This is a genomic window from Kribbella sp. NPDC005582 (genome assembly GCF_040605415.1).
Taxonomy (GTDB): Bacteria; Actinomycetota; Actinomycetes; order Propionibacteriales; family Kribbellaceae; genus Kribbella.
Map to the genome: position 1 here is coordinate 1,238,792 of NZ_JBEXCU010000002.1, position 18,726 is coordinate 1,257,517.

The following is an 18,726-nucleotide window of genomic DNA, read 5'->3' on the forward strand; positions in this document are numbered from 1 at the left end:
CTATGAGCGCACTGGAATCTTGCTGGCCAGCAGGTCCGCCACAGCATGTACGGCGCGCAGCGTCGGCGCCGGAGTACCGGTGAGATCGGCGAGCTCGACGACCGCGGACAGGATGACGTCGAGCTCGAGCGGCTTGTCCTTCTCGAGGTCCTGCAGCATCGACGTCTTGTGCTCGCCCACCCGCTCGGCGCCGTCGATCCGCTTGTCCACCGAGATCTCCGGCCGGCAACCGACCGCGGCCGCGATCTCCAGCGTCTCCTCCATCATCAGCCGGATCATCGCTCGGGTGCCCTGATGGGTCGCGATCTCGACCATGGTCGCGCGCGCCAGCGCGCTGATCGGGTTGAAGGCGGCGTTGCCGAGCAGCTTGATCCAGATGTCTTTGCGGATGTCGTCCTCGACCGGACACTTCAGCCCGCCGGCGATCATCGCGTCACTGAACGCGGTGCAGCGGTCGGAGACTCCCCCGGCCGGCTCACCGATCGAGAACCTGGTGCCTTCCAGATGCCGCACCAGCCCCGGGCCTTCCAGCTCCGTCGAGCAGTACACGACGCAGCCGACCGCCCGATCGAGGTCGAGCACCCGGGTGACCGAGCCGTCCGGGTCCACGGACTCGATCCGGCGACCTTCGTACGGGCCCTTGAGTCCGTGGAAGTACCACCACGGGATCCCGTTCTGCGCCGCGACGACAACCGTGCCCGAGTGCAGCAGCGGCTCGATCAACGGACCGGCCGACGCATACGAGTTCGCCTTCAACCCCAGGAAGACATAGTCCACCGGTCCGACCTCGGCCGGATCATCAGTCGCCGGCGTACGCGCGTCGAAGTCACCCCGCGGGCTGAGCACCCGAACGCCGTCCCGCCGAATGGCCTCCAGATGCGCACCGCGCGCGATCAAGTGCACCTCGGTCCCCCCACGGTGCAACGCGGCACCGACGTACGCGCCGATCGCCCCGGCGCCGAGAATCGCAACCTTCATCGACCCCACCTTCCAAACTTTGTATACGGGATACAGTAGGCCGCCAGTCGAATGCGGTCAAGGTCACACTGGCTCCCGCCAGCACGGCGCCGCCCGCTCGAACGTCACATCCCAATCCCGTGACACCGCTGGGGCAGTGGCCACCCATCGCCCCGGGGCTGTGCTAGTCTTTTCATCGGTTGCAGTTTTTGCAGTTCCTCGATCGTTCATTTACGCCCGCGGATTTGTGATCCGCTGGGCTTTTTTTCTGTCCCGGGCCGGATGACCGCAACCACGTCATTACAACCTTTTTTTAGAAAGCGGTACATCATGGCCAGCGGTACAGTGAAGTGGTTCAACGGCGAAAAGGGCTTCGGCTTCATCTCCCCGGACGGCGGCGGCGCGGACGTGTTCGTGCACTACTCGGCGATCGCGACCGACGGCTTCCGTAGCCTCGACGAGAACCAGAAGGTCGAGTTCGACCTGACCCAGGGCCAGAAGGGCCCGCAGGCGGAGAACGTTCGCCCGGTCTGAATGACTTAGGAAGGGCCCGGTCGCTTCGGCGACCGGGCCACTTTCTTTATGTCCAGAGGTACTCGCCGTCGTCCAGCTGATCGGTCCGGCTGAGCCCGACAGCGGTCGCGACCGCGGCTGAGGCTCCATGCTCAGGGTGAACGTGCGCGACGATCCGCAGGCCCTGCGCAGTCAGCCAGTCGACCAGCCCGCTAGCCGCTTCCTTGGCATAGCCGCGGCCCTGCCACGCAGAACCGATCACCCAGGCGATCTCCGCTGTCGTACCGGTCACAGTGCTCTGCACGTAGCCGATGAGCTCGTCCCCGGCCTGGATCACCCAGTTGAGCCAGTACTCGTCGGCTGACGCCGGTCCGGCGACCTGACGCTCGTACCGGGCCCGGAGCGCGTCCACGGTCGGCGGCTCACCACCCGTGAAGGCATAGAGCGCCGGATCGGACAGTACGCCGGCCATCTCCTCGGCGTAGTCGGGTGCCAGCGGAAGCATGGTCAGACGGGAAGTGCTGAAGGCGGCCGTGATCACGGAGCCACGGTAGCGCCGGGCGGCTCGGCAGCTCCCTCCACGGCCGACTCGCCCGGCGCCACCACCCGCATTCGGGCGTTGGTGTGCAGGTCGAACTGGGGCTTGCGGTGGTCGCCCACCTGGTACGGCGCGATCCGCTCCTCGTAATGCAGGTGCGAATCGGCGGCGGACCCCAGCAGCTCGCCCGTCTCCACGGTCTCCCCCTGGTTGACCGTCGGTCCGGACAGCCGCTGGTAGAGGTGCCAGATCGCGTTCGACTCGACCACGACCTGGTCACCGTCCACGTGCACCACCACACCGGCCAAAGTTGCCCGGACCGTTCCTCCGGGCTCGGTGCGGTAGTCACGACCCGGATGGACCGCGGACTCGAACTCGCGGACCACCACTGGTTTGTGCACCGGCGCTGCCATGACCAGATGGTGCGTGCAGACCTTCAGCCAGTCTTAAAGTCGCGCCGGTACGGCGGGATACGGAGCCGGTTCGACCTCCAGCTCGTTCATCCGCTGCACGTAGGTCCGGTACGCCCGGCGCGCCTCACCGTGCGCACCACTCGCCTGGAACGCCGACACCAGGCCCAGGTGCGCGCGTTCGTCGTACTGGTCGCGCTGGAGGATCCGGAGCAGGTATCCGGCGGTCGCGTCCGGGTCACGCCGGCTCCGATCGGCCAGGACCCGCGCCACCCGGACGTAGAGCGCCCGGGCCTCTTCGCGCATCCCGGCGGCCCAGTCGGCGAACACGTCCTCTTCCAGGAAGTCACCGCTGTACGCCGCCTCCGCGGTCCGGAGCAGTCGCAGATCGTTGGCGTTGAGCCCCTCCCGCGCATCGCGGAGGAACTGCTCCACGTCGACCGCAGTCTGGTCGCCGTCGAGCCAGATGGTCGCCCGGTCGGCCCCGATGAAGCGGTCTGGCGGGTACTTCTTCTCCGGGTCGAGCACGGAGCGCACAGTCGACAGGGCGACCGACAGCCGCGGCGAGGCCACCGACTCGTCCTGGTCCGGCCACAGCAGGTCCAGCAACTGCACCCGCGCCACCGGACGGCAGCGCCTGGCCACCAGGATCTTCAACAGGTCCCGGGCCTTCTTGGACGGCCACTCCCCCAGCTGGACCGCCTTGCCGACGCGCAGCACGCGGAAACCCCCGAGGCACTCCACCTTGACCGCAGGTGGACCGGTCTGGTCGCTGGTGGCCAGCGCTGCCGCCGCATAGCGAGTCGCTCCGGCGGCCAGGAAGCGCTGGTGCGCACGCAGCGCAAGCTCGCGAACCTCTGCCCCACTGCTCCGCTTAGCAAGCATCAGCTCGGCGCGAGCCTCACCTAGCTGGTCTCCTAGCTCGCTGCGGATGTTCAGCACCTCATGGAGGACCGATTCGCCACCGGCTTCGGCGTACAGCTCCAGGGCGTCAGCCAGACCGGCGCGGTCGCGACGCTTGCGACAGAGCGCTGCCGCCTCTTGCGCACTGGCTGCGGCCTCCGCATGGTTGCCGGCGTGCAGGGTCACCCAGCCCAGCGCGACCAATGCACCGGACAGACCGAGAACGGGGCCATAGGCAACGGCCTGCCGAGCGAGCTCAGCCAGCTCGGCTGCGCGCTCCGGCTCCTCGACGGCGAGCACCCGCGCCAGACCGGCCAGTGACGGGACCAGCGACTGCATGTCCTTGGTTCCTTGACCGATCGTGATGGCTTCCTCGAAACACGCCCTGGCCATCGCACGGTCGCCCCGTTGGCGGTAGACCTCGCCGAGCACCGACAGCGGTTGGGCGACCCGCTTGGAGTCCAGCTTCTGGTAGAGCGCGCGGGACGCTTCGAGCTCACCGATCGCCTCATCCAGCCGACCGAGGCGCAGCATTGCCTCGCCGCGGTTGTTCAAGGCCAGCGCACGGAACACTGCGAAGCCTGCGCGATCCGCGAGCTCCAGAGCGATGTCGAGTTGCTGCAGACCAAGCTCGTAGTTGCCTTCAGCAATGTGGTGCGACGAGCGGTTCACGCGGATCCGGATCGACTGCAAGAGGTCACCGGCACGCTCCGCGTGGTCCAGCGCATGCCGATAGTGCGAGGAGTTACCGCTCGGATCGCTGTCGACCGCGGCCAGCATCGCCAGCACGGTATGCGAGATCGCCAGCGCTCTGTCGTCGCCAGACACCTTCGCTGTCTCGTACGCCGCCGTCACCAGCGCACGGCACTCGTCGAACTCACCACGCAACCAGTGCGCGCCCGCCCACCACGCCTGCAGCAACGCCTCGTCGTTCGGCTGCGCACCGTCGATCCGACCGCGCTGGTACGTCGCAATCGCCACATCGGTCTGACCGCGGAGGTGGTGGATGAGTCCGAGGCGCCACGCGATGCCGACCGGGATCTCGCCGTCCGGCTCGATGATGCGGTCGAAACACTCGACTGCGCCTTGCCAATCTCCTAGTACTTGCCGTGCTTCGCCTTCCAGCTGCTCCAGAGCCGCGGTGCGCAGCTCTGCCGGCAGTCCGGCGGCCGCGGCGACCACCACCTCGGCCATGCCACCTGCGACCATCGCATGGCCAGTCTCGGTGAGCATCCGGGCCACTCTGGCCGGGTCGACCGATTGGTAGCAGGCCAACGCGTCACGGTGTTCCCCCACCGACTCGAACCACTTCCCTGCTTGCAGAGTAAGCTCGGCCAGCTCTTGTTCGTCCACGACCAGTCTGTCGTTGGCGAAGTTCTTGACGAGTGGATTGAGCTCGTAGCCGTCCGCTTCACCCGCAGAAACCAGCAGGCCGCGGGTCCGCAGCTGATGCAGCGTGTCCGCGGTCTCGATGAGGCCAATCGCTTGGCAGAGCTCGGCTCCGAAGCGCGGGAGCACGGCTACTCCGGCGACTAGGCGCCGCACCGAGGGAGGCTCTGCTGCGAAGACCTCCTCGGCCAGGTAGTCGTACAGCGGCCCGTCGGAACGCAGCGCTCGGCGGAGCCGCGCAGCGCGCTCAGCCGGCGGTGCTGTCCGCAGTGCCTCAACAGCAAGCCGTACGGCCGCCGGCCAGCCCTGCACGGCCGCCTGCAACGGCTCTGCCAGGTCTGCAGTGCCTTCACCAAGCACCTGCTCCAGTACGGCGAGAGTCTCGGGGACTGTGAACGCCAGAGCGGTCGCATCGATCTCCAGCACCTGGCCACGACCTCGGAGGCGGTCGATCCCGAAGGGCATCGAGGTGCGCGAGGCAACGACCAGGTGGAGATTCGGAGGCGCAGTGCGGACCAGACCCTCGATCAGCCTGGTCGCGGGCGCATCTGGGCCCAGCTCGTGCAGATCGTCGAGTACTAGCACCAGTTCCTCGTCGAGGCTGAGCTCAAGGGCGTCCGCGAGCAGAGCGGCGTACGCGAGGGCTCTGGTCTCCTGCTCCGCGTCGGCGTCCGGTCCGCGCGGACTCTGCAGCTCAGCAGGGATTCCGGCGAGCGCTGGGACCTGACTGCGCAGCGCGGCGACCAGGCACGCGACCATTCCGGCCAGTGAGGCGTCCTCGGAGCGCACGGTGTGCCAGGCGCAGGTGCGTCCGGCCGCCCAGTCGGAGAGCAAGGTCGACTTGCCGAAGCCTGCGTCAGCCACCACGGTCAGCAGCCGCCGCTGCACGCCCTCGTCCAGCAAGGCGGTCAGTCGCGGACGCCCCACCGTCCCCGCCACAGGCTCCATCCGCCCCACCTCCTCCCCAGGTCCTCGAACAGGACAGCACTCGCAGCGTGCAGCGCGCAACCATGTTGTGACGGATCGTCTCGGATTGTTGCCGGACCAGCAACGGAACGTGCGATTTCGGCGGGGACCGACCCACACTGGTCGCATGGTGGAAATCGACTGGTCAGAGCATGCGCCCCGCCTCCGCAGCAGTGCAGCGAGTGAGGCCGATTGGAACGAACAGGTTGCGCGCCAACTGGTCCGCCCTGGAGACACAGTCGCCGTCGACGTCGGCTGTGGCGGCGGTGGGATGGCCAAGGCGCTGGCAGCGGCACTGCCCGCCGGTACGACGGTGGTCGCGATCGACGCGCATCCCGACGTACTGGAGCAGGCGCGGCAGCACACCGGCGGCGCCGTACGGTGTGAGCTGGCGTCCATGGACGACGGTCCGGAGCCGTTGCGCAAGGCAATCGACGCACCGGCGTCGCTGATCTGGGCCTCGGCCTCTGTGCACCACGCGGCCGATCAGCAGGCTGCTGTGAACGCACTGGCCTCGCTGCTCGCTCCTGGCGGTCGGCTGGCGCTGGCCGAAGGTGGTCTGCCGGCCCGCAGCCTGCCGTGGGACCTCGGTGTTGGTGAGCCCGGGCTGGAGTCGCGACTGGATGTGGCGCGGGACCAGTACTTCCGGGCGATGCGCGACGGTCTGCCGGGGTCGGTGCCGATGCCCTATGGCTGGACCGACGCACTCACTCGGGCCGGACTGGTCGACGTGGCCACGCGCAGCATCCTCACCGAACAGTCGGCGCCACTCAGCGTGCCGGAGCGGGAGAAGATCGCCGACAAGTTCCGGGAGTGGGTCGGGCGACTCACCGGCGAGGCCGAAGCAGGCCACGGGCACGGGCACGTTGGCCACGACACACAGTGGCTGTCGCCGGACGACCTGGCCACGTGGAGAGCCCTGCTCGATCCGGACAGCGAGCACTACCTGGTACGGCGTACGGACCTCGCCGTACTGTCCGTGCGCAGCATCCACCTCGGTCACGCGCCGAACTGAAACACCCGCCTGCGGCCAGCCGGTCACGAGACTGTCCACGCCCCGCCGTAAGGTGGGTGCCCATGAATGACCGGCTGGTGTGGATCGACTGCGAGATGACCGGCCTCGACCTGGCGGCGGACGCCTTGATCGAGGTCGCGGTGCTCGTCACCGACTACGAACTGAACGTGCTCGGTGACGGGATCGACCTGGTGATCAAGCCACCCGCCGCCGCCCTCGAGCAGATGGGCGACTTCGTCCGCGACATGCACACCGGCTCCGGCCTGCTCGCCGAGCTCGACCAAGGCATCCCCCTGGTCGACGCCGAGCAGCAGGTCCTCGACTTCATCGCCGGCTACGTCAAAGAACCCCGCAAGGCCGCCCTGGCCGGCAACTCCGTCGGCACCGACCGGACCTTCCTGGTCCGCGACATGCCGCGCGTCGAAGCCCACCTGCACTACCGCAACGTCGACGTCAGCTCCATCAAGGAGCTCGTCCGCCGCTGGTACCCGCGCGTCTACTACGCCACCCCCGCCAAGACCGGCAACCACCGCGCGCTGGCCGACATCCGCGAAAGCATCTCCGAACTGCGCTACTACCGGCAGACCGTTTTCGTCCCCCAGCCCGGCCCCGATTCCGAGACCGCCCGCGCCGCCGCGAGCGCCGTCGCCGGCTCCTGAACCCCCGATTTTTTCTATCCGCCCATCATCGCTATGATTACCCAGCCGTCGCAGTAAAGGGCGGCAATGGTGGGTGTAGCTCAGCTGGTAGAGCACCTGGTTGTGGTCCAGGTGGTCGCGGGTTCAAGTCCCGTCACTCACCCTCGGCGAAGGCGACTCGTGTCCGCGGAAAGCGCGGACCGGGTCGCCTCGGCATTTTGTGCGGCTGCGCTTCGCTTGCCGCAGGCGGGGGCTCCGCCACCCGCACCCCCTGACGCCTTCGCTTCGCTCGGCTGCTGGGGCTGGGGTCGACAACCAGCTTGAACGCGGCGAGCCTGCAGGTTGATGCAACTTCGTTGCCGGCAAGAAGTTCGAGCAGACAGAATTCGAGCGACTCTGCCGCTGGCACTCGGAGGGACCCAAATGAAGCGCATAGCCTGTCTTGCCGCAGGACTCGCCCTCGTACTGACCACAGGAGGCAAGCACGACAGCGTCAGCCGTCACCGACGGTAGTTTCGAGACCGAGTGGCCGACTCGCTCACACTGCAAGGGGACCTGGTCGTACGACGGCAGGACCGTGACCGTCGAGGTCGTGTGCGACTGGTGGCGCAAGAGCAGCGCGACACGGAGCTGACCGCGAAGATCATCACGATCCACGACAAGTCGGACCGGAAAACGGCTCACCGCGGGTCCATCTCGAACCACTGGGGAAGGACTAGGGATGTTCACACAAGCGGCTGATGCAGGCCGTCGACCGGCCAACCCGAATGCGATCCTCGTCCCGGTTGACGCGGAAGTGAAGCCCGGAGACCGATGCCTCCGTACGCAGCGAAATCGCCATCTCCTGAGATCTCGCCTGTAGAGATTGAATCGCCGGAACCGATCTAGGCAACGCCGTGTAACACGAGTGGGTTGCCTCTTGGCGACTCCGGCGAAACTCACATGGAGCGTCCTGCCTCGTCAACGGGTGAGCGGTTAGGCAACAGCGCGGTAGCGCATCATGACCACAGTCAGGTGAAGAGCACCTTGTTCCGAGGCTGACGTTGTTCCGGCCAGTCCCGGTCCGCCATCTCCGCAATGGTGCAGTCACGGTCCTGCAATACCAGATCGAAGACGTACTCCAGATCGGCAACGAACGTTTCGGCATGGTCACGGGTCCAGGCCTCGGCTTCGAACTGCATCAGCAAATCAGTGCGTTGTCCTGCGGAGGTGAACCAGCAAGCAACGCCATCGCGCAGCCCGGGGAGTGACAGGTCGTCTTCGATCTCTGTCAAGGTACATCCGGCAAGCTGCAGACTGTTCTGATCTTCCATATCACGCACGTCAAGGAAGCACATCGGCTGCCAGTGCCGGCTCCGGAGGCGATCTGGCTCGAGTTCTTGCTGCAGGATCGCGAGCGGCACAGCGTTGTCAACCGCGTCGAACACCGAACCAAGCAAGGCGGACCCGAGTTCCGCAGGAGTGTCGTCAACGGCTACCTTGTGTCGGACCACCAGTACTCCACTGAACCAACCTACCGAGTTTGCGTACTCCGCACCTCGCAGATCGGCCGTGCAATGAGTCGTCACCACGCTCCGGCCCGATCTGACGTAGCGCACTGCAGCATGCACCGCCATGGCCAGGCTGAACGGAGTCGTGCCCGTCTCCTGCGCAGCGAGCAGAAGGTCGAAGTCGAAGCTATACCTGATCTGGCGCGCAGACCGCGGCCCAGCGGGCGGACGCCTGGCTCCAGCCAGCACTTCCTCGCCGAACGGCGCCAGCGGATCCAACTGGCCTCGCCAGTACGCCATCCGGCCAGTCAGCTCAGCCGACATCAGGCTGGCCCGCTGCTCGGCCGCGTATTGGGCGTAATCGGCGGCAGGTTCGAGTTCTGCGAGGCTCCGCCCCCGCAGACGTAGTTCGTAGGCTTGGGACAGGTCTCGCAGCAGCGTCGTCCACGAGTTGCCGTCGACGGCAATCTGGTCGGCCGCAATCAGGATCCGACCTGTTTCGCTTCCCGTAGATGGTGCCCAGGTGATCTGGATCTTGAAGTCATCGGGAGCGAAAGCTGACCGATGCACGGCGTTAGTGGCATTGGCGAGAGCTGTGACCGACTCCGCATGCCGGACCCGAAACAGCGCTGGATCGAGTAAGTACCCCGTCTGCGGGACCCCGGACGTCAGCGAGTAGCCGATGGTCAGAACGGGATGCCGGACGAGGAGATCGCCGCACGCCTGCTCGAAGGCTACGACGTCGAAGGGCCCAGTGACGCTGTACACGGCGCCGGCCGGGTGATTGTCGATCGGCCGGTTCGCATCGAGGAAGGCGACATCACGGCGCAACCGCATCTGTTGCTGGTAGGACAACGGCACCTCCCTCTGGATGCGGCCGGCCGGCGATGCCTCACTGCGACTGAGCTCGCCTGCGCTCGCTGATCCGTTCCGGACGTCTTGCTCCTTGACCATGTATCAACTCCAAGTTCAGGTCGTGTGGTCGGCGGACGCCAGCGCCCGGAGATCGATCTTTCCGGTCGAGGTCGTCGGAATTCGCTCCACGGGGATCAGCCGCGCAGGAAGCGCATAGGCTGGAAGGGCGTCCGCCAGGAAGTCACGGAGATCGGGCAGTCCGACTGTCTCACCGACGTAATAGGCGATCAGCGTCGGGCTGCCGTTCAACTCCACCACGTCGGCGACGGCCGTGGCGACCGCAGGATGAGCGGCCAGCGCTGCTTCGACTTCGAGAAGTTCGATTCGATGCCCGGCTACTTTGACCTGTCGATCGATCCGGCCAAGAAAATGCAGGTCGGCGTCGTCACGCCAGCAGACACGATCACCGGTGAGGTACATCACGCCGTCCCCGTCGACCGCAGGGACGAACTGCCTGGCGGTCAGTTCGGGCGCACCGAGATAGCCGCGCGCGACACAGGGGCCGGCAATGGCCAGTTCCCCGTACGCACCGTGCGGTACGAGTCGGTGGTGCTCGTCTACCACGAACCCGCGGTACCCACCCAATGGCCGGCCGATCGGCGGGTTCTCGTAGTAGACGCCTTCGCACCTCTTGACGGTGACAACGACGGTCGTCTCGGTGGGGCCGTATCCATTCCAGAACTCGCGGTCCGGGCTTGCCCAGTCCTGGACAAGGTGTCCCGGAAACGCCTCACCGCCGACCGACAACAGCCGCAAATCGGTCAGTTCGTCCGGGTCCAGCATAGGGAGCAAGGCGGGCGGAAGCTCGGCTACAGAGACTCGATGACGCTGCATCAGCCCGGTCAGGAGATCCGGGTCCAGGCGTTCATCCTCGTTGACCAGGCACAGCGTCGCCCCGACCGTGAGCGAAGCGAAGATCTCAAAGACGGAGACGTCGAAGTGCAGCGGTGCGAACCCCAGGACTCGATCGGCCTCCGAGATTCGATAGGCAGCGCAGATCTCCGAGCACATGTGGGCCAGCGCCTCCTGCGTGATCTGGACGCCCTTCGGCGTCCCAGTCGTTCCGGAGGTGAAAAGCACGTAGGCCAGGTCACCGGGATCTCCGGCCACCTCGTCCGCCCGAAACGAAGCCGGATGATCCAGTGCGACCTCAAGACAATTCGTTGCTCCTGCCCAGGCCGGAGTTCCGTCCAGGAACTCGCCACCGGCGTACAGAAGAGCCGTCGGAGCCGCCTGACCTACAATTTGCGCCAACCTAGCGGCCGGCGCCGCGGGATCCACAGGTACGTAAGCGGCACCGGTCATGAGCACCGCCAGAATTCCGACGACTGCCTCCGGGGAACGTCGCATGGCCAGCAGGACCCGATCCCCCGTGCCCGTTCCGTCCCGGCGCAACGTCGCCGCTAGGGAAGCGGCGTGCCGAATCACCTCGGCGTAGGTATAGGCCGAATCCTGGTGGATCAGCGCGATCTTCTCCGGCTGCGCCGCACCGCAGGCAACAATCCGGCTGACGACCGAATCTCTCGGTGCAGCTACCGGTGGTGCTCCACGACCCAACTTGAGCAGATGCTTGCGGTCGGCATCGGTGAGTTGCTCAAGCTCTTTCATTCTGCGCGTGGGCTCGACGACGGCGTTCTGAACCGCCGCACGCAACGACCTGAGAAACGACGTCGGTACGACGGTCTGGTCGGCGCCGGCATCATCTCGCACTCTGAGTTGCAGTCCCGTCGGTCCGTGCTCGATGCGCACCCAGGGAAGGTCGCCGAACTGTAGCCAAGGACCGTCCGCGCGGCTGAAGGACAGACTACAGGCGCCACCGAAGAGCGATTGGGCCGTCATCCGCGCCACTTGTTCGAGTGCGCCGGTGCTGTCGACCGCCAGCCAATCCACCGGTGCGGTCACGGAGTCGGCGTCGTCTCGCCCCTTTCCAGCACGACACCGGACCCGTACACCTTCGTGCTGTTTCCAGGTCTGCGCAACGTAGGCCAGGACGCCGATGACGATCGCCGCCGGCGGGCAGGACCAGTCGTCGGCGAGCTTGTCGAGCCGGCTCAGATCGAGGTGGTCGAGAACGTGGATCACCACGTCCGTTGCCGGTCTCCGATCAGGCATCGTGCTGCGTATCACCCTGCATCGCACCGATCCCGAGCTCGGCCTGCAGTTTGGCGGTCAGACCGGCCAGGGTTGGGTGGTCGAAGACCCAGCGCACGGCAATCGGCGCCCGCAGTTCCTTCTTCAACTGCCCCGTCAGTCTCATCGCCAGCAGCGAACTTCCGCCTTGGCCAAAGAAGTTGTCCTCGGCGCCTACTTCCTCCGCGCCCAGGATCTCCCTCCAGTGTCGTGCCACAACCGCTTCAATACCGATTGCGCTGATGTCCTGTTCGCTGTGCACCATCTTCTCCTCGTCTCGACCCTGCGGAACGATACGTGAACTCGACGATGAATTGGGCCTTGTTGCACGTTTTGTCATCGCTCGCGGTCGATCGTCAGGATGCGCCGCAGATGTCCTCAACGAGGCGCTCCTCCTTCGACAACACGAACGGCTCCTGACCGCCGCCCAGTCTTTCGAGGTACTCGGTCCGGTTCGTGAGAATCGCGCCGTGCTGGCGCCAGTGGGCGCTGTCCCACTGGGCGTCGATGACTTCCACACCGACCTGTACCAGGCAGTGTTCGAGTGCGATCAGTGCCGCTTTGGATGCCCTGGTCTCTCGGTGGAACATCGAGTCCAAGGAGAAGACCGTCCCGAATCCGATGCCGAAGGCTCCACCGATCAGGCGGTCGCCTTCCCAGACCTCGATGCTGTGCGCAAATCCTTGGGCATGGAGCTGCTCGAAGGCCCGTGTCAAGGCCGACGTGATCCAACGCGGTTGCCTGTCTTCAGCGCACGCGGCAACAACTTCTGCGAAAGCGGTGTCGGCGGTGACCCGCCAGCCTCTGGGCGCCCGCAGGAAGCTCCTGGATCGCCGATCCATGTGCAGCTGGCCGACTGGGATCAACGGACGTGGGTCCGGCGACCACCACGGAGTCATGAACGCCTCGGCGGTCGGCCCGACCACCTCGATCAGCCCTGCGTCGATCTCGTCCGCGTACAACTCCGCATAGCCGGTGGCGACCTCGGTGTCGGTGGTCGGCATCGCAAAGATTCCACTACGGTAAGCCTCAAGCAACGTGCGAGGCTCGAGATCACCGCCGAAGGCAACCGGGGCATGTGGGGGTGGTTCTGCTCGTGCCGACCAGAAGTCGTGCACCCATGACGTTCTCAAATCGCCCTCGCTCCGTGGCACAATGCCTTTGTTTTGGTGGTTTTTCGCGCTCCGAGCGATTGTATGGGTCTACGGAGGCAATGACGTGAGGTGCATTCATGGCTCTGGTGGCTGAGCTCAGCAACAGATGGAGTGCGATCGATCCGCACGAGTTCGCGAATCTGGGAATGGATCTGGGGGCCGTCGGCTCCTTCGGCCGGATCCAGCAGATCAGCGACGATCCCCGATGGGCGTTACGCATAGTCAGCGTGACCGAGAACGGCAGGCTCGTCGCCGCGGTGCCTATCTTCCTCGGCCGCGGCGACCGTTGGACCGATCAGTTGCACTCACCCGAGGCCTGGGGCGGACCCCCACCTCCTCCACTGGACGAATGCGCCTTCATCGGTGGACGGCAGGACGTCCGCGCAGGTGTGCACTGCGTCAACCGGCCCGATGTCATCGAGGCAGCTCGGGACATGTGCGCCGAAATGCCGGAGCTGATCGGCCGTCAGCTGCACTTTTCCTACTACGACACAGCCCAGCGGCACCTGGCTGAGCAGATTTTCGGATCGATCACCTGGCAGGCCCAGTTCGACGAGTACGCCTTCCCTGCGGCGGTCATCCATGGAGCCCCGGCGGATCTGCCGAAGCGGACACGGCAGCTCCTCCGGCAGGACCAGCGGCGTATCGCTGAAGCCGGGATCTCGGTCGAGACCTCGTCGTGGTCCGACCATGACGGTCATGCGGCCGAGCTCATCGCACGGCAGAACCGGCACAAAGGTCTGGAGGACCATGCGGAGCTGGTGGAGTACCGGATGGAGCTGTGGGACGAGTGCGAGGACGTCTCTGTGCACGTGGCCTGCGACCAGGACGGCCTGGCGGCGGTGACGATGCTTGTCCATCGCGACGAGTTGGAGGTCTACGAGATCGGCCTGCCCCAGCCGGACACCGCGTACCGGCTCGAGCTGTATCTCGCTCTCGGCTATCACGCCCCGTTGACGCTCGCCCGTGCCAAAGGCCTGACCCGGATCAGGATGGGCATGGAATCAGGCCAGGCGAAGACCCACCGAGGAGCTGTCGCGATCCCTCGCTTCTGCGGTTTCGCCACTCCTTTTCCGCGCTAGGAGGGGATACCCGTTCCCGCAGCCTGCAGTAGTACGTCGACCAAGTGATGCGCCGCGTCAGGGCGGCCGTGGGCACGGGCAGCGCTGGCCATGGCCAGCCGCTGATCCGGGTTGGTCAGAAGCGCAGTGATCGCTGCTTCCAGCTGCATGGACGTGATATCGCCGTCCAGGACTACCGCTGCGCCGAGGTCGCGGAGCCGATGGGCGTTGTGCAGTTGCTCGTTACCTGCGGACGACGCTAACGGAATCAGAACCGCCGGCTTACCGAGGGCGGTCAGCTCCGCGAGAGTTCCGGCGCCGCTGCGGGACACCACGAGGTCTGCCAGCGCCAAGACATCGGGTAGGGCGTCAGTGACGAATCCCACGACCCGGTATCGCGCGGCGAGATGTCCGGGTAACTCTACGATCTGCTCAGCCATGGCCTCGGTATTGTTCGGGCCGCATTGGTGGATCACGTTCGCATGTTCCAGCAGCGTTGGCAGGCAAGCTGAAACAAGCCGGTTGATCTGAACCGCGCCTTGCGCACCACCCGTCACGTACACGACCGGCTTGTCCGGATCGAACGTGGACAGGTCGAGTGCGACCGTCGCTCGAGCAGCATCTCCGCAGAACAGCTCAGGCCGGATCGGATTGCCGGTCACCACAGTTCGCGCGCGAACGTGCGGTGGCAGCAGATCCATCGTCGACGACTCCGAGATCGCGATGGCAGTCGCGCCGCGGACGAGAACACGATTGGCGAGTCCCAGACGCACCGTTTGCTCGTGCACGACCAGAGGCCGGCGTAACTGTCTGGCGGCGAGTCCGATCGGCACCGCCGCATAGCCGCCGGTCGACAGCACAACATCCGGGCGGAAGTCCCGCACGACGGACCTGGCCTGCACGACACCGTTCGCAGCCTGCACCATGTCCGCAGCATTGCGGGCTGTGAGCATACCCAGCGGACTACTCGCCCGGCGCACCTTTCCGGTAGCCACGGGCCGGAACGCGATCCCTTCCGAGGCTGCGACGGTCGCCTCGAGCCCGTCCGGATTGCCTGCCCAGACGACTTCCGTGGTAATGCCGGAGACTCCGAGCCGAGCGGTGAGCGCCCTGACTGTGGTAAGCGCCGGATAGGTATGGCCGCCCGTTCCGCCCCCGGTCACCAGGAGCCGGAAATGCTTCTGCACGAAGATTGTCACGAGGGAGCAGTATGCCAGTTTCTGCTCGCCCGTCCGATGATTGCAACAAGGTGCAACCACCGACATGGATGCCGGAAGCCATGTTTGAATGCTCCGGTGCCAACGGCCCGGAGATTCCTCAGCAAGCTGATCCCACCCACGCCGATCTCGCGCCAGCTCGCGTTGCAGTCCCTGCTATGGGCAATGGGAGCCGGGACGTTTGAGACCGGGGCAGCGTTCTACTTGTTCCACTTCGTTGGTCTGAGCCCGGCACAGGTGGGCCTCGGACTGACGATCGCCGGAGTCATCAGCTTTCTCTTCAGCTACTTCGCCGGCCGATTCGCTGACCGGATAGGGCTGCGACGAACCTGGGCCGTCTGTGCGTTTATCGGTGCCATCGAGTTCGCGTTGTGGCCACTGATCCATGGCTTCGCTGCCTACATCGTGGTGCTGGCACTCTTCAGTATCGTCAATGCCGCAGGAAGTTCGGCACGGAACGCCTACGTGCTCGACGTCCTCCCACCGGACGAACGGGTCGATACCCAAGCCCACATGTACTCCAGCCTCAACGTCGGCTTCACCGTTGGCGCGCTGCTGGCCGGTGTAGCTCTGGCGATTCCGTTCGACGCAGTGCTGCGTTGGGGAGTTCCCCTCTTCTCTGCAGCCCTCTATCTCGCCAACTCCATCTGGATCACCCGCCTGCCAAAGGCACCGCACGATATCCGCCGCGCAGAGCGTCGTGAGACGAGAGCACCGACGAAGCACAGAGGTCCCGGGCCGCTCCGCAATCCGGGTTGGATCATCGCTTCAGTTCTCAACGGGACGCTGACCAGCTATGACGTGCTGCTGGTGACAGTGATCCCGCTGTGGCTGGTGGCAGCGACGGATGCGCCTCGCTGGCTGCTTGCCTGGTTGCTTGTCACCAACACGGTGCTATGCATCGTGCTTCCGGCACACACCTCCAAGGGGGTGCGGACCACGAGCGACGCACTCACACGAATGCGCTGGGCAGGGGGATTCTTCGTCCTTGCCTGCGCTATTACTGCTGCGACCCACGACACTCGCGGACTGGCTACCGCAGCGCTGGTGTGGGTGGGCCACCTAGCTGTTACCGGTGCCGAGCTCGCCCACAGTTCGGGCGCCTGGGCAATGCAGGCCGAGCTGATGGACCCGGAGCGACGAGGCGAGTACGGCGGCGTTGCGCGCGCCGCCAACCAGGCGGGCAGTGCCTGGGCGCCGGCGGTGTTCACATGGCTGGCCATCGACTGGCACGACGGGTCAGGCGGTTATGGGTGGGCCATCATAGCGGCGATCTACCTGGTCGCCCTGATTGCGATACACCCTGCGATCGCTGCGGCTCAGCGCTTTCGCCAGCGTCACTTTTCGCCGGCTGAAGAGGTCACAGAAGCAGGAGCGTCGCAGAGCAGCTAAGGCCGCAGGAACTCGCGGGCTCCGCGCAACCGGGTGCGGAGATGTTGCTGGGTGCTTGTACTGTCCAGCACCACCCGTACCGGCCCAGGAATCCCACGACCGACCCGGGTCGCTTTCTGTAGCTTCCCGGCGGCGAGGCCGTCGCGCTCGGCGATAAGCAGGCCGAGTTCATAGCGCGAGATGGCGTCCGGACCGTCCAGGTGATGCACGCCCGTGCGTTCACCCTCGGCAAGCTCTAGCAAAGCCGCCGCCAGGTCCGCCACGTGGACTGCACAGATGATCTCGTCCGTAAACAGCGCTCCGGGCGCACCAGCTGCCAGCATGTGGACGAGCCGCTCGTGGTCGGAGTCCCCCGCCGATCCAATGATAAGCGAGGTACGCGCGATGACGGAGTTGGGCTGCAGGAACCTGACGGCGACCTCAGCGGCCGCCTTGGCGGCACCGTAGGCCGAGATCGGATCAGGCGATGAGGTCTCGTCGTAGACCTCAGCCAGCCCGGAAAAGACAGCCCTGCTGGAGACCTGGATCATCCGGGCTCTTACCGCAGCTGCCGCGGCAGCCAACTGCGCTGCTCCATCGGCAGTGGTTGCCCAGCCCGAGCGCAGGTACGCGGTGTTGATCACTACGTCAGGGCGCGTGCTGTCAAGGCACTCACGCACCTCAGTATTCGCTCGGACGTCGAGATGGCGCCACGGTACGTCTGCATCGCCCGGCTGCGAGAAGTACGTTGCTGTCACGAGATGTCCGGTGGCAACGCACTGCCGTACAAGCTCCCGGCCAAGGAGACCGTTGCCGCCGGTGATCAAGATTCGCATGAGAACCCTGGCTCAGAAGTCAGCGAGCGCCACTCGGCGAGGCGCTCTGCCGTTGGCGAGATCCACCGACCCAGTGATCTGTGTACCATGCAACGGTTTCGCTCAGTCCGTCTGCCAACTGACGACGCGGCTGGTAGCCCAGCTCGTCCGCCATTTTCGTCCAGTCGATGGCATAGCGAATGTCGTTGCTGCGGCGGTCCGGGACGTTGCGGACCGATTCCCAGCCGGCCCCGAGGGCCTCGAGGAGCAGCCCGGTGAGCTCCCGGGTGCTCAGATCCGTGCCCCCACCGATGTTGTAGATCTCGCCGGGTACTCCCTGACGGAGCACGAGGTCGACCCCGGCGCAGTTGTCCTCCACGTGAAGCCAGTTGCGGACATGGCCACCATCCCCGTGCAATGGCACCAGCTCACCCTGGAGAAGCTTGGTAACGAAGGCGGGAATGAGCTTCTCGGGGAACTGGCGTGGGCCATAGTTGTTCGACGACCGAGTCACGCAGACGGGGAGCCCGAAGGTCTGGTAGTAGGACAAGGCGATCAGGTCGCTGGCAGCCTTCGACGCGGCGTACGGAACGGTCGGGCGGAGCGGCCATTTCTCGGTCGCGACGCCGGTCCGGATCGGCCCGTACACCTCGTCGGTCGAGACGTGCACGAACTTGCTGACTCCATGGCGCTGAGCCGCGTCCAGGAGGGTATTGGTCCCGGCCACGTTGGTCGACAAGAACTCAGCGACCTGCGAGAAGCTCCGATCCACATGGGATTCGGCGGCGAAGTGCACCACCTCGTCGTGTCCGGCGACAAGAGAGTCCACCAGTGGGGCATCCAGGATGTTTCCTTCGACAAAGGTGAACCTGGCGTCGTGGCGCACTCCGGCCAGGTTGTTCGTGTCACCCGCGTAGGTGAGTGCATCCAGCACCGTTACGGCACCGATGTCGCCTGCTCGCAACAACTGCTCGACAAAGTGCGAGCCGATGAAGCCTGCGCCACCTGTCACGAGGACAGTTCTCATTGAGGTCAACCTCCTGCTAGTCCATAACGGCATGTCTGACGGCAACTAAAAATTATGACCATCGCGACGACGTCGTGGCCGTTGCCACGAACAACGAAGAGAGCTCTGCGGCCGATCGACTGGATCATCCTGAGGCCTTGAGCAACAGCCGTCCACTGCTATTCGGGAATTTGCAGCAACCTGCAAGAGGCGACATCCAGGCCCGGCCCGGTGGATA

Annotated in this window: 16 protein-coding genes and 1 tRNA gene; 6 read left to right on the plus strand and 11 right to left on the minus strand. The window is 65.5% G+C overall.

Annotated features, from left to right (window positions below; genetic code table 11):
* The gene (locus tag ABZS29_RS17485; RefSeq protein WP_355462986.1) at window positions 1–978 is read right to left on the minus strand and encodes a 2-dehydropantoate 2-reductase; all 978 of its coding nucleotides are present in this window, start codon (window positions 976–978) and stop codon (window positions 1–3) included.
* A 309-nt stretch (window positions 979–1,287) separates the two neighbouring features.
* On the opposite strand from ABZS29_RS17485, the gene ABZS29_RS17490 reads away from it, so the two are divergent.
* The gene (locus tag ABZS29_RS17490; protein ID WP_132164162.1) at window positions 1,288–1,491 is read left to right on the plus strand and encodes a cold-shock protein; all 204 of its coding nucleotides are present in this window, start codon (window positions 1,288–1,290) and stop codon (window positions 1,489–1,491) included.
* A 46-nt stretch (window positions 1,492–1,537) separates the two neighbouring features.
* Here ABZS29_RS17490 and ABZS29_RS17495 read toward each other — a convergent pair whose 3' ends face one another.
* From ABZS29_RS17495 to ABZS29_RS17505, 3 genes are read right to left on the minus strand one after another with little or no spacing between them, the layout of a single operon-like run.
* Entirely contained in the window at window positions 1,538–2,011 is a 474-nt protein-coding gene (locus ABZS29_RS17495) for a GNAT family N-acetyltransferase (RefSeq protein ID WP_355462987.1), read from the minus strand.
* Window positions 2,008–2,421 (minus strand): M23 family metallopeptidase, encoded by a 414-nt coding sequence (locus tag ABZS29_RS17500; protein WP_355462989.1) that lies wholly within the window; start codon window positions 2,419–2,421, stop codon window positions 2,008–2,010. Before ABZS29_RS17500 ends, ABZS29_RS17495 begins: the two co-directional genes overlap by 4 nt.
* 33 nt (window positions 2,422–2,454) lie before the next feature.
* A complete protein-coding gene (locus ABZS29_RS17505) occupies window positions 2,455–5,658 on the minus strand; it encodes a tetratricopeptide repeat protein (RefSeq protein WP_355462990.1) in 3,204 nt (1,067 codons plus the stop codon).
* Window positions 5,659–5,803: 145 nt separating this feature from the next.
* Here ABZS29_RS17505 and ABZS29_RS17510 point away from each other — a divergent pair, with 145 nt between their 5' ends.
* The 3 genes from ABZS29_RS17510 (at window position 5,804) to ABZS29_RS17520 (ending at window position 7,492) form a co-directional block, all read left to right on the plus strand.
* Window positions 5,804–6,691, plus strand: a complete 888-nt coding sequence (locus ABZS29_RS17510) for a class I SAM-dependent methyltransferase (RefSeq protein WP_355462992.1) — start codon at window positions 5,804–5,806, stop codon at window positions 6,689–6,691.
* A gap of 62 nt (window positions 6,692–6,753) precedes the next feature.
* Window positions 6,754–7,350 carry an oligoribonuclease gene (orn, locus tag ABZS29_RS17515; RefSeq protein WP_355462993.1) on the plus strand — a complete coding sequence of 199 codons (597 nt, stop codon included), beginning with the start codon at window positions 6,754–6,756 and terminating at the stop codon, window positions 7,348–7,350.
* 69 nt (window positions 7,351–7,419) lie between these two features.
* Window positions 7,420–7,492: transfer RNA gene (locus ABZS29_RS17520), tRNA-His, on the plus strand.
* An 847-nt stretch (window positions 7,493–8,339) separates the two neighbouring features.
* On the opposite strand, the gene ABZS29_RS17525 is transcribed toward ABZS29_RS17520, so the two are convergent.
* From ABZS29_RS17525 to ABZS29_RS17540, 4 genes are all read right to left on the minus strand, one after another.
* Complete coding sequence (locus ABZS29_RS17525) at window positions 8,340–9,773, minus strand: condensation domain-containing protein (protein WP_355462995.1); 1,434 nt, start codon at window positions 9,771–9,773, stop codon at window positions 8,340–8,342.
* Between the two features lie 15 nt (window positions 9,774–9,788).
* Complete coding sequence (locus ABZS29_RS17530; RefSeq protein WP_355462997.1) at window positions 9,789–11,636, minus strand: amino acid adenylation domain-containing protein; 1,848 nt, start codon at window positions 11,634–11,636, stop codon at window positions 9,789–9,791.
* A gap of 202 nt (window positions 11,637–11,838) precedes the next feature.
* Window positions 11,839–12,126, minus strand: a complete 288-nt coding sequence (locus tag ABZS29_RS17535; RefSeq protein ID WP_355462999.1) for a phosphopantetheine-binding protein — start codon at window positions 12,124–12,126, stop codon at window positions 11,839–11,841.
* Between the two features lie 94 nt (window positions 12,127–12,220).
* Window positions 12,221–12,868, minus strand: coding sequence for a leucyl/phenylalanyl-tRNA--protein transferase (locus ABZS29_RS17540; RefSeq protein WP_355463000.1), 648 nt, complete (start codon window positions 12,866–12,868; stop codon window positions 12,221–12,223).
* Between the two features lie 227 nt (window positions 12,869–13,095).
* On the opposite strand from ABZS29_RS17540, the gene ABZS29_RS17545 reads away from it, so the two are divergent.
* On the plus strand, window positions 13,096–14,100 hold the full coding sequence (locus ABZS29_RS17545) for a hypothetical protein (RefSeq protein WP_355463001.1): 1,005 nt from the start codon (window positions 13,096–13,098) through the stop codon (window positions 14,098–14,100).
* Here the strand turns inward: ABZS29_RS17545 and ABZS29_RS17550 are convergent.
* Window positions 14,097–15,278, minus strand: coding sequence for a UDP-N-acetylglucosamine--N-acetylmuramyl-(pentapeptide) pyrophosphoryl-undecaprenol N-acetylglucosamine transferase (locus ABZS29_RS17550; RefSeq protein WP_355463003.1), 1,182 nt, complete (start codon window positions 15,276–15,278; stop codon window positions 14,097–14,099). The two genes, ABZS29_RS17545 and ABZS29_RS17550, sit on opposite strands and share 4 nt — an antisense overlap.
* 96 nt (window positions 15,279–15,374) lie before the next feature.
* Here ABZS29_RS17550 and ABZS29_RS17555 point away from each other — a divergent pair, with 96 nt between their 5' ends.
* Window positions 15,375–16,688 (plus strand): MFS transporter, encoded by a 1,314-nt coding sequence (locus tag ABZS29_RS17555; protein WP_355463004.1) that lies wholly within the window; start codon window positions 15,375–15,377, stop codon window positions 16,686–16,688.
* Here the strand turns inward: ABZS29_RS17555 and ABZS29_RS17560 are convergent.
* Window positions 16,685–17,503 carry a sugar nucleotide-binding protein gene (locus ABZS29_RS17560; protein WP_355463006.1) on the minus strand — a complete coding sequence of 273 codons (819 nt, stop codon included), beginning with the start codon at window positions 17,501–17,503 and terminating at the stop codon, window positions 16,685–16,687. The genes ABZS29_RS17555 and ABZS29_RS17560 overlap by 4 nt on opposite strands.
* A gap of 19 nt (window positions 17,504–17,522) precedes the next feature.
* Window positions 17,523–18,509, minus strand: coding sequence for a dTDP-glucose 4,6-dehydratase (gene rfbB / locus ABZS29_RS17565; RefSeq protein ID WP_355463008.1), 987 nt, complete (start codon window positions 18,507–18,509; stop codon window positions 17,523–17,525).
* Window positions 18,510–18,726: the final 217 nt, after the last annotated feature.

Excerpts from the sequence above, each read along its gene's own strand:
- ABZS29_RS17560 (WP_355463006.1), bottom strand. The coding sequence starts at position 17,503 with ATGCGAATCTTGATCACCGGCGGCAACGGTCTCCTTGGCCGGGAGCTT.
- ABZS29_RS17490 (WP_132164162.1), top strand. The coding sequence starts at position 1,288 with ATGGCCAGCGGTACAGTGAAGTGGTTCAACGGCGAAAAGGGCTTCGGC.
- orn (WP_355462993.1), top strand. The coding sequence starts at position 6,754 with ATGAATGACCGGCTGGTGTGGATCGACTGCGAGATGACCGGCCTCGAC.
- ABZS29_RS17510 (WP_355462992.1), top strand. The coding sequence starts at position 5,804 with ATGGTGGAAATCGACTGGTCAGAGCATGCGCCCCGCCTCCGCAGCAGT.
- ABZS29_RS17545 (WP_355463001.1), top strand. The coding sequence starts at position 13,096 with ATGGCTCTGGTGGCTGAGCTCAGCAACAGATGGAGTGCGATCGATCCG.
- ABZS29_RS17485 (WP_355462986.1), bottom strand. The coding sequence starts at position 978 with ATGAAGGTTGCGATTCTCGGCGCCGGGGCGATCGGCGCGTACGTCGGT.
- ABZS29_RS17540 (WP_355463000.1), bottom strand. The coding sequence starts at position 12,868 with ATGCCGACCACCGACACCGAGGTCGCCACCGGCTATGCGGAGTTGTAC.
- ABZS29_RS17500 (WP_355462989.1), bottom strand. The coding sequence starts at position 2,421 with ATGGCAGCGCCGGTGCACAAACCAGTGGTGGTCCGCGAGTTCGAGTCC.
- ABZS29_RS17525 (WP_355462995.1), bottom strand. The coding sequence starts at position 9,773 with ATGGTCAAGGAGCAAGACGTCCGGAACGGATCAGCGAGCGCAGGCGAG.
- ABZS29_RS17505 (WP_355462990.1), bottom strand. The coding sequence starts at position 5,658 with ATGGAGCCTGTGGCGGGGACGGTGGGGCGTCCGCGACTGACCGCCTTG.
- rfbB (WP_355463008.1), bottom strand. The coding sequence starts at position 18,509 with ATGAGAACTGTCCTCGTGACAGGTGGCGCAGGCTTCATCGGCTCGCAC.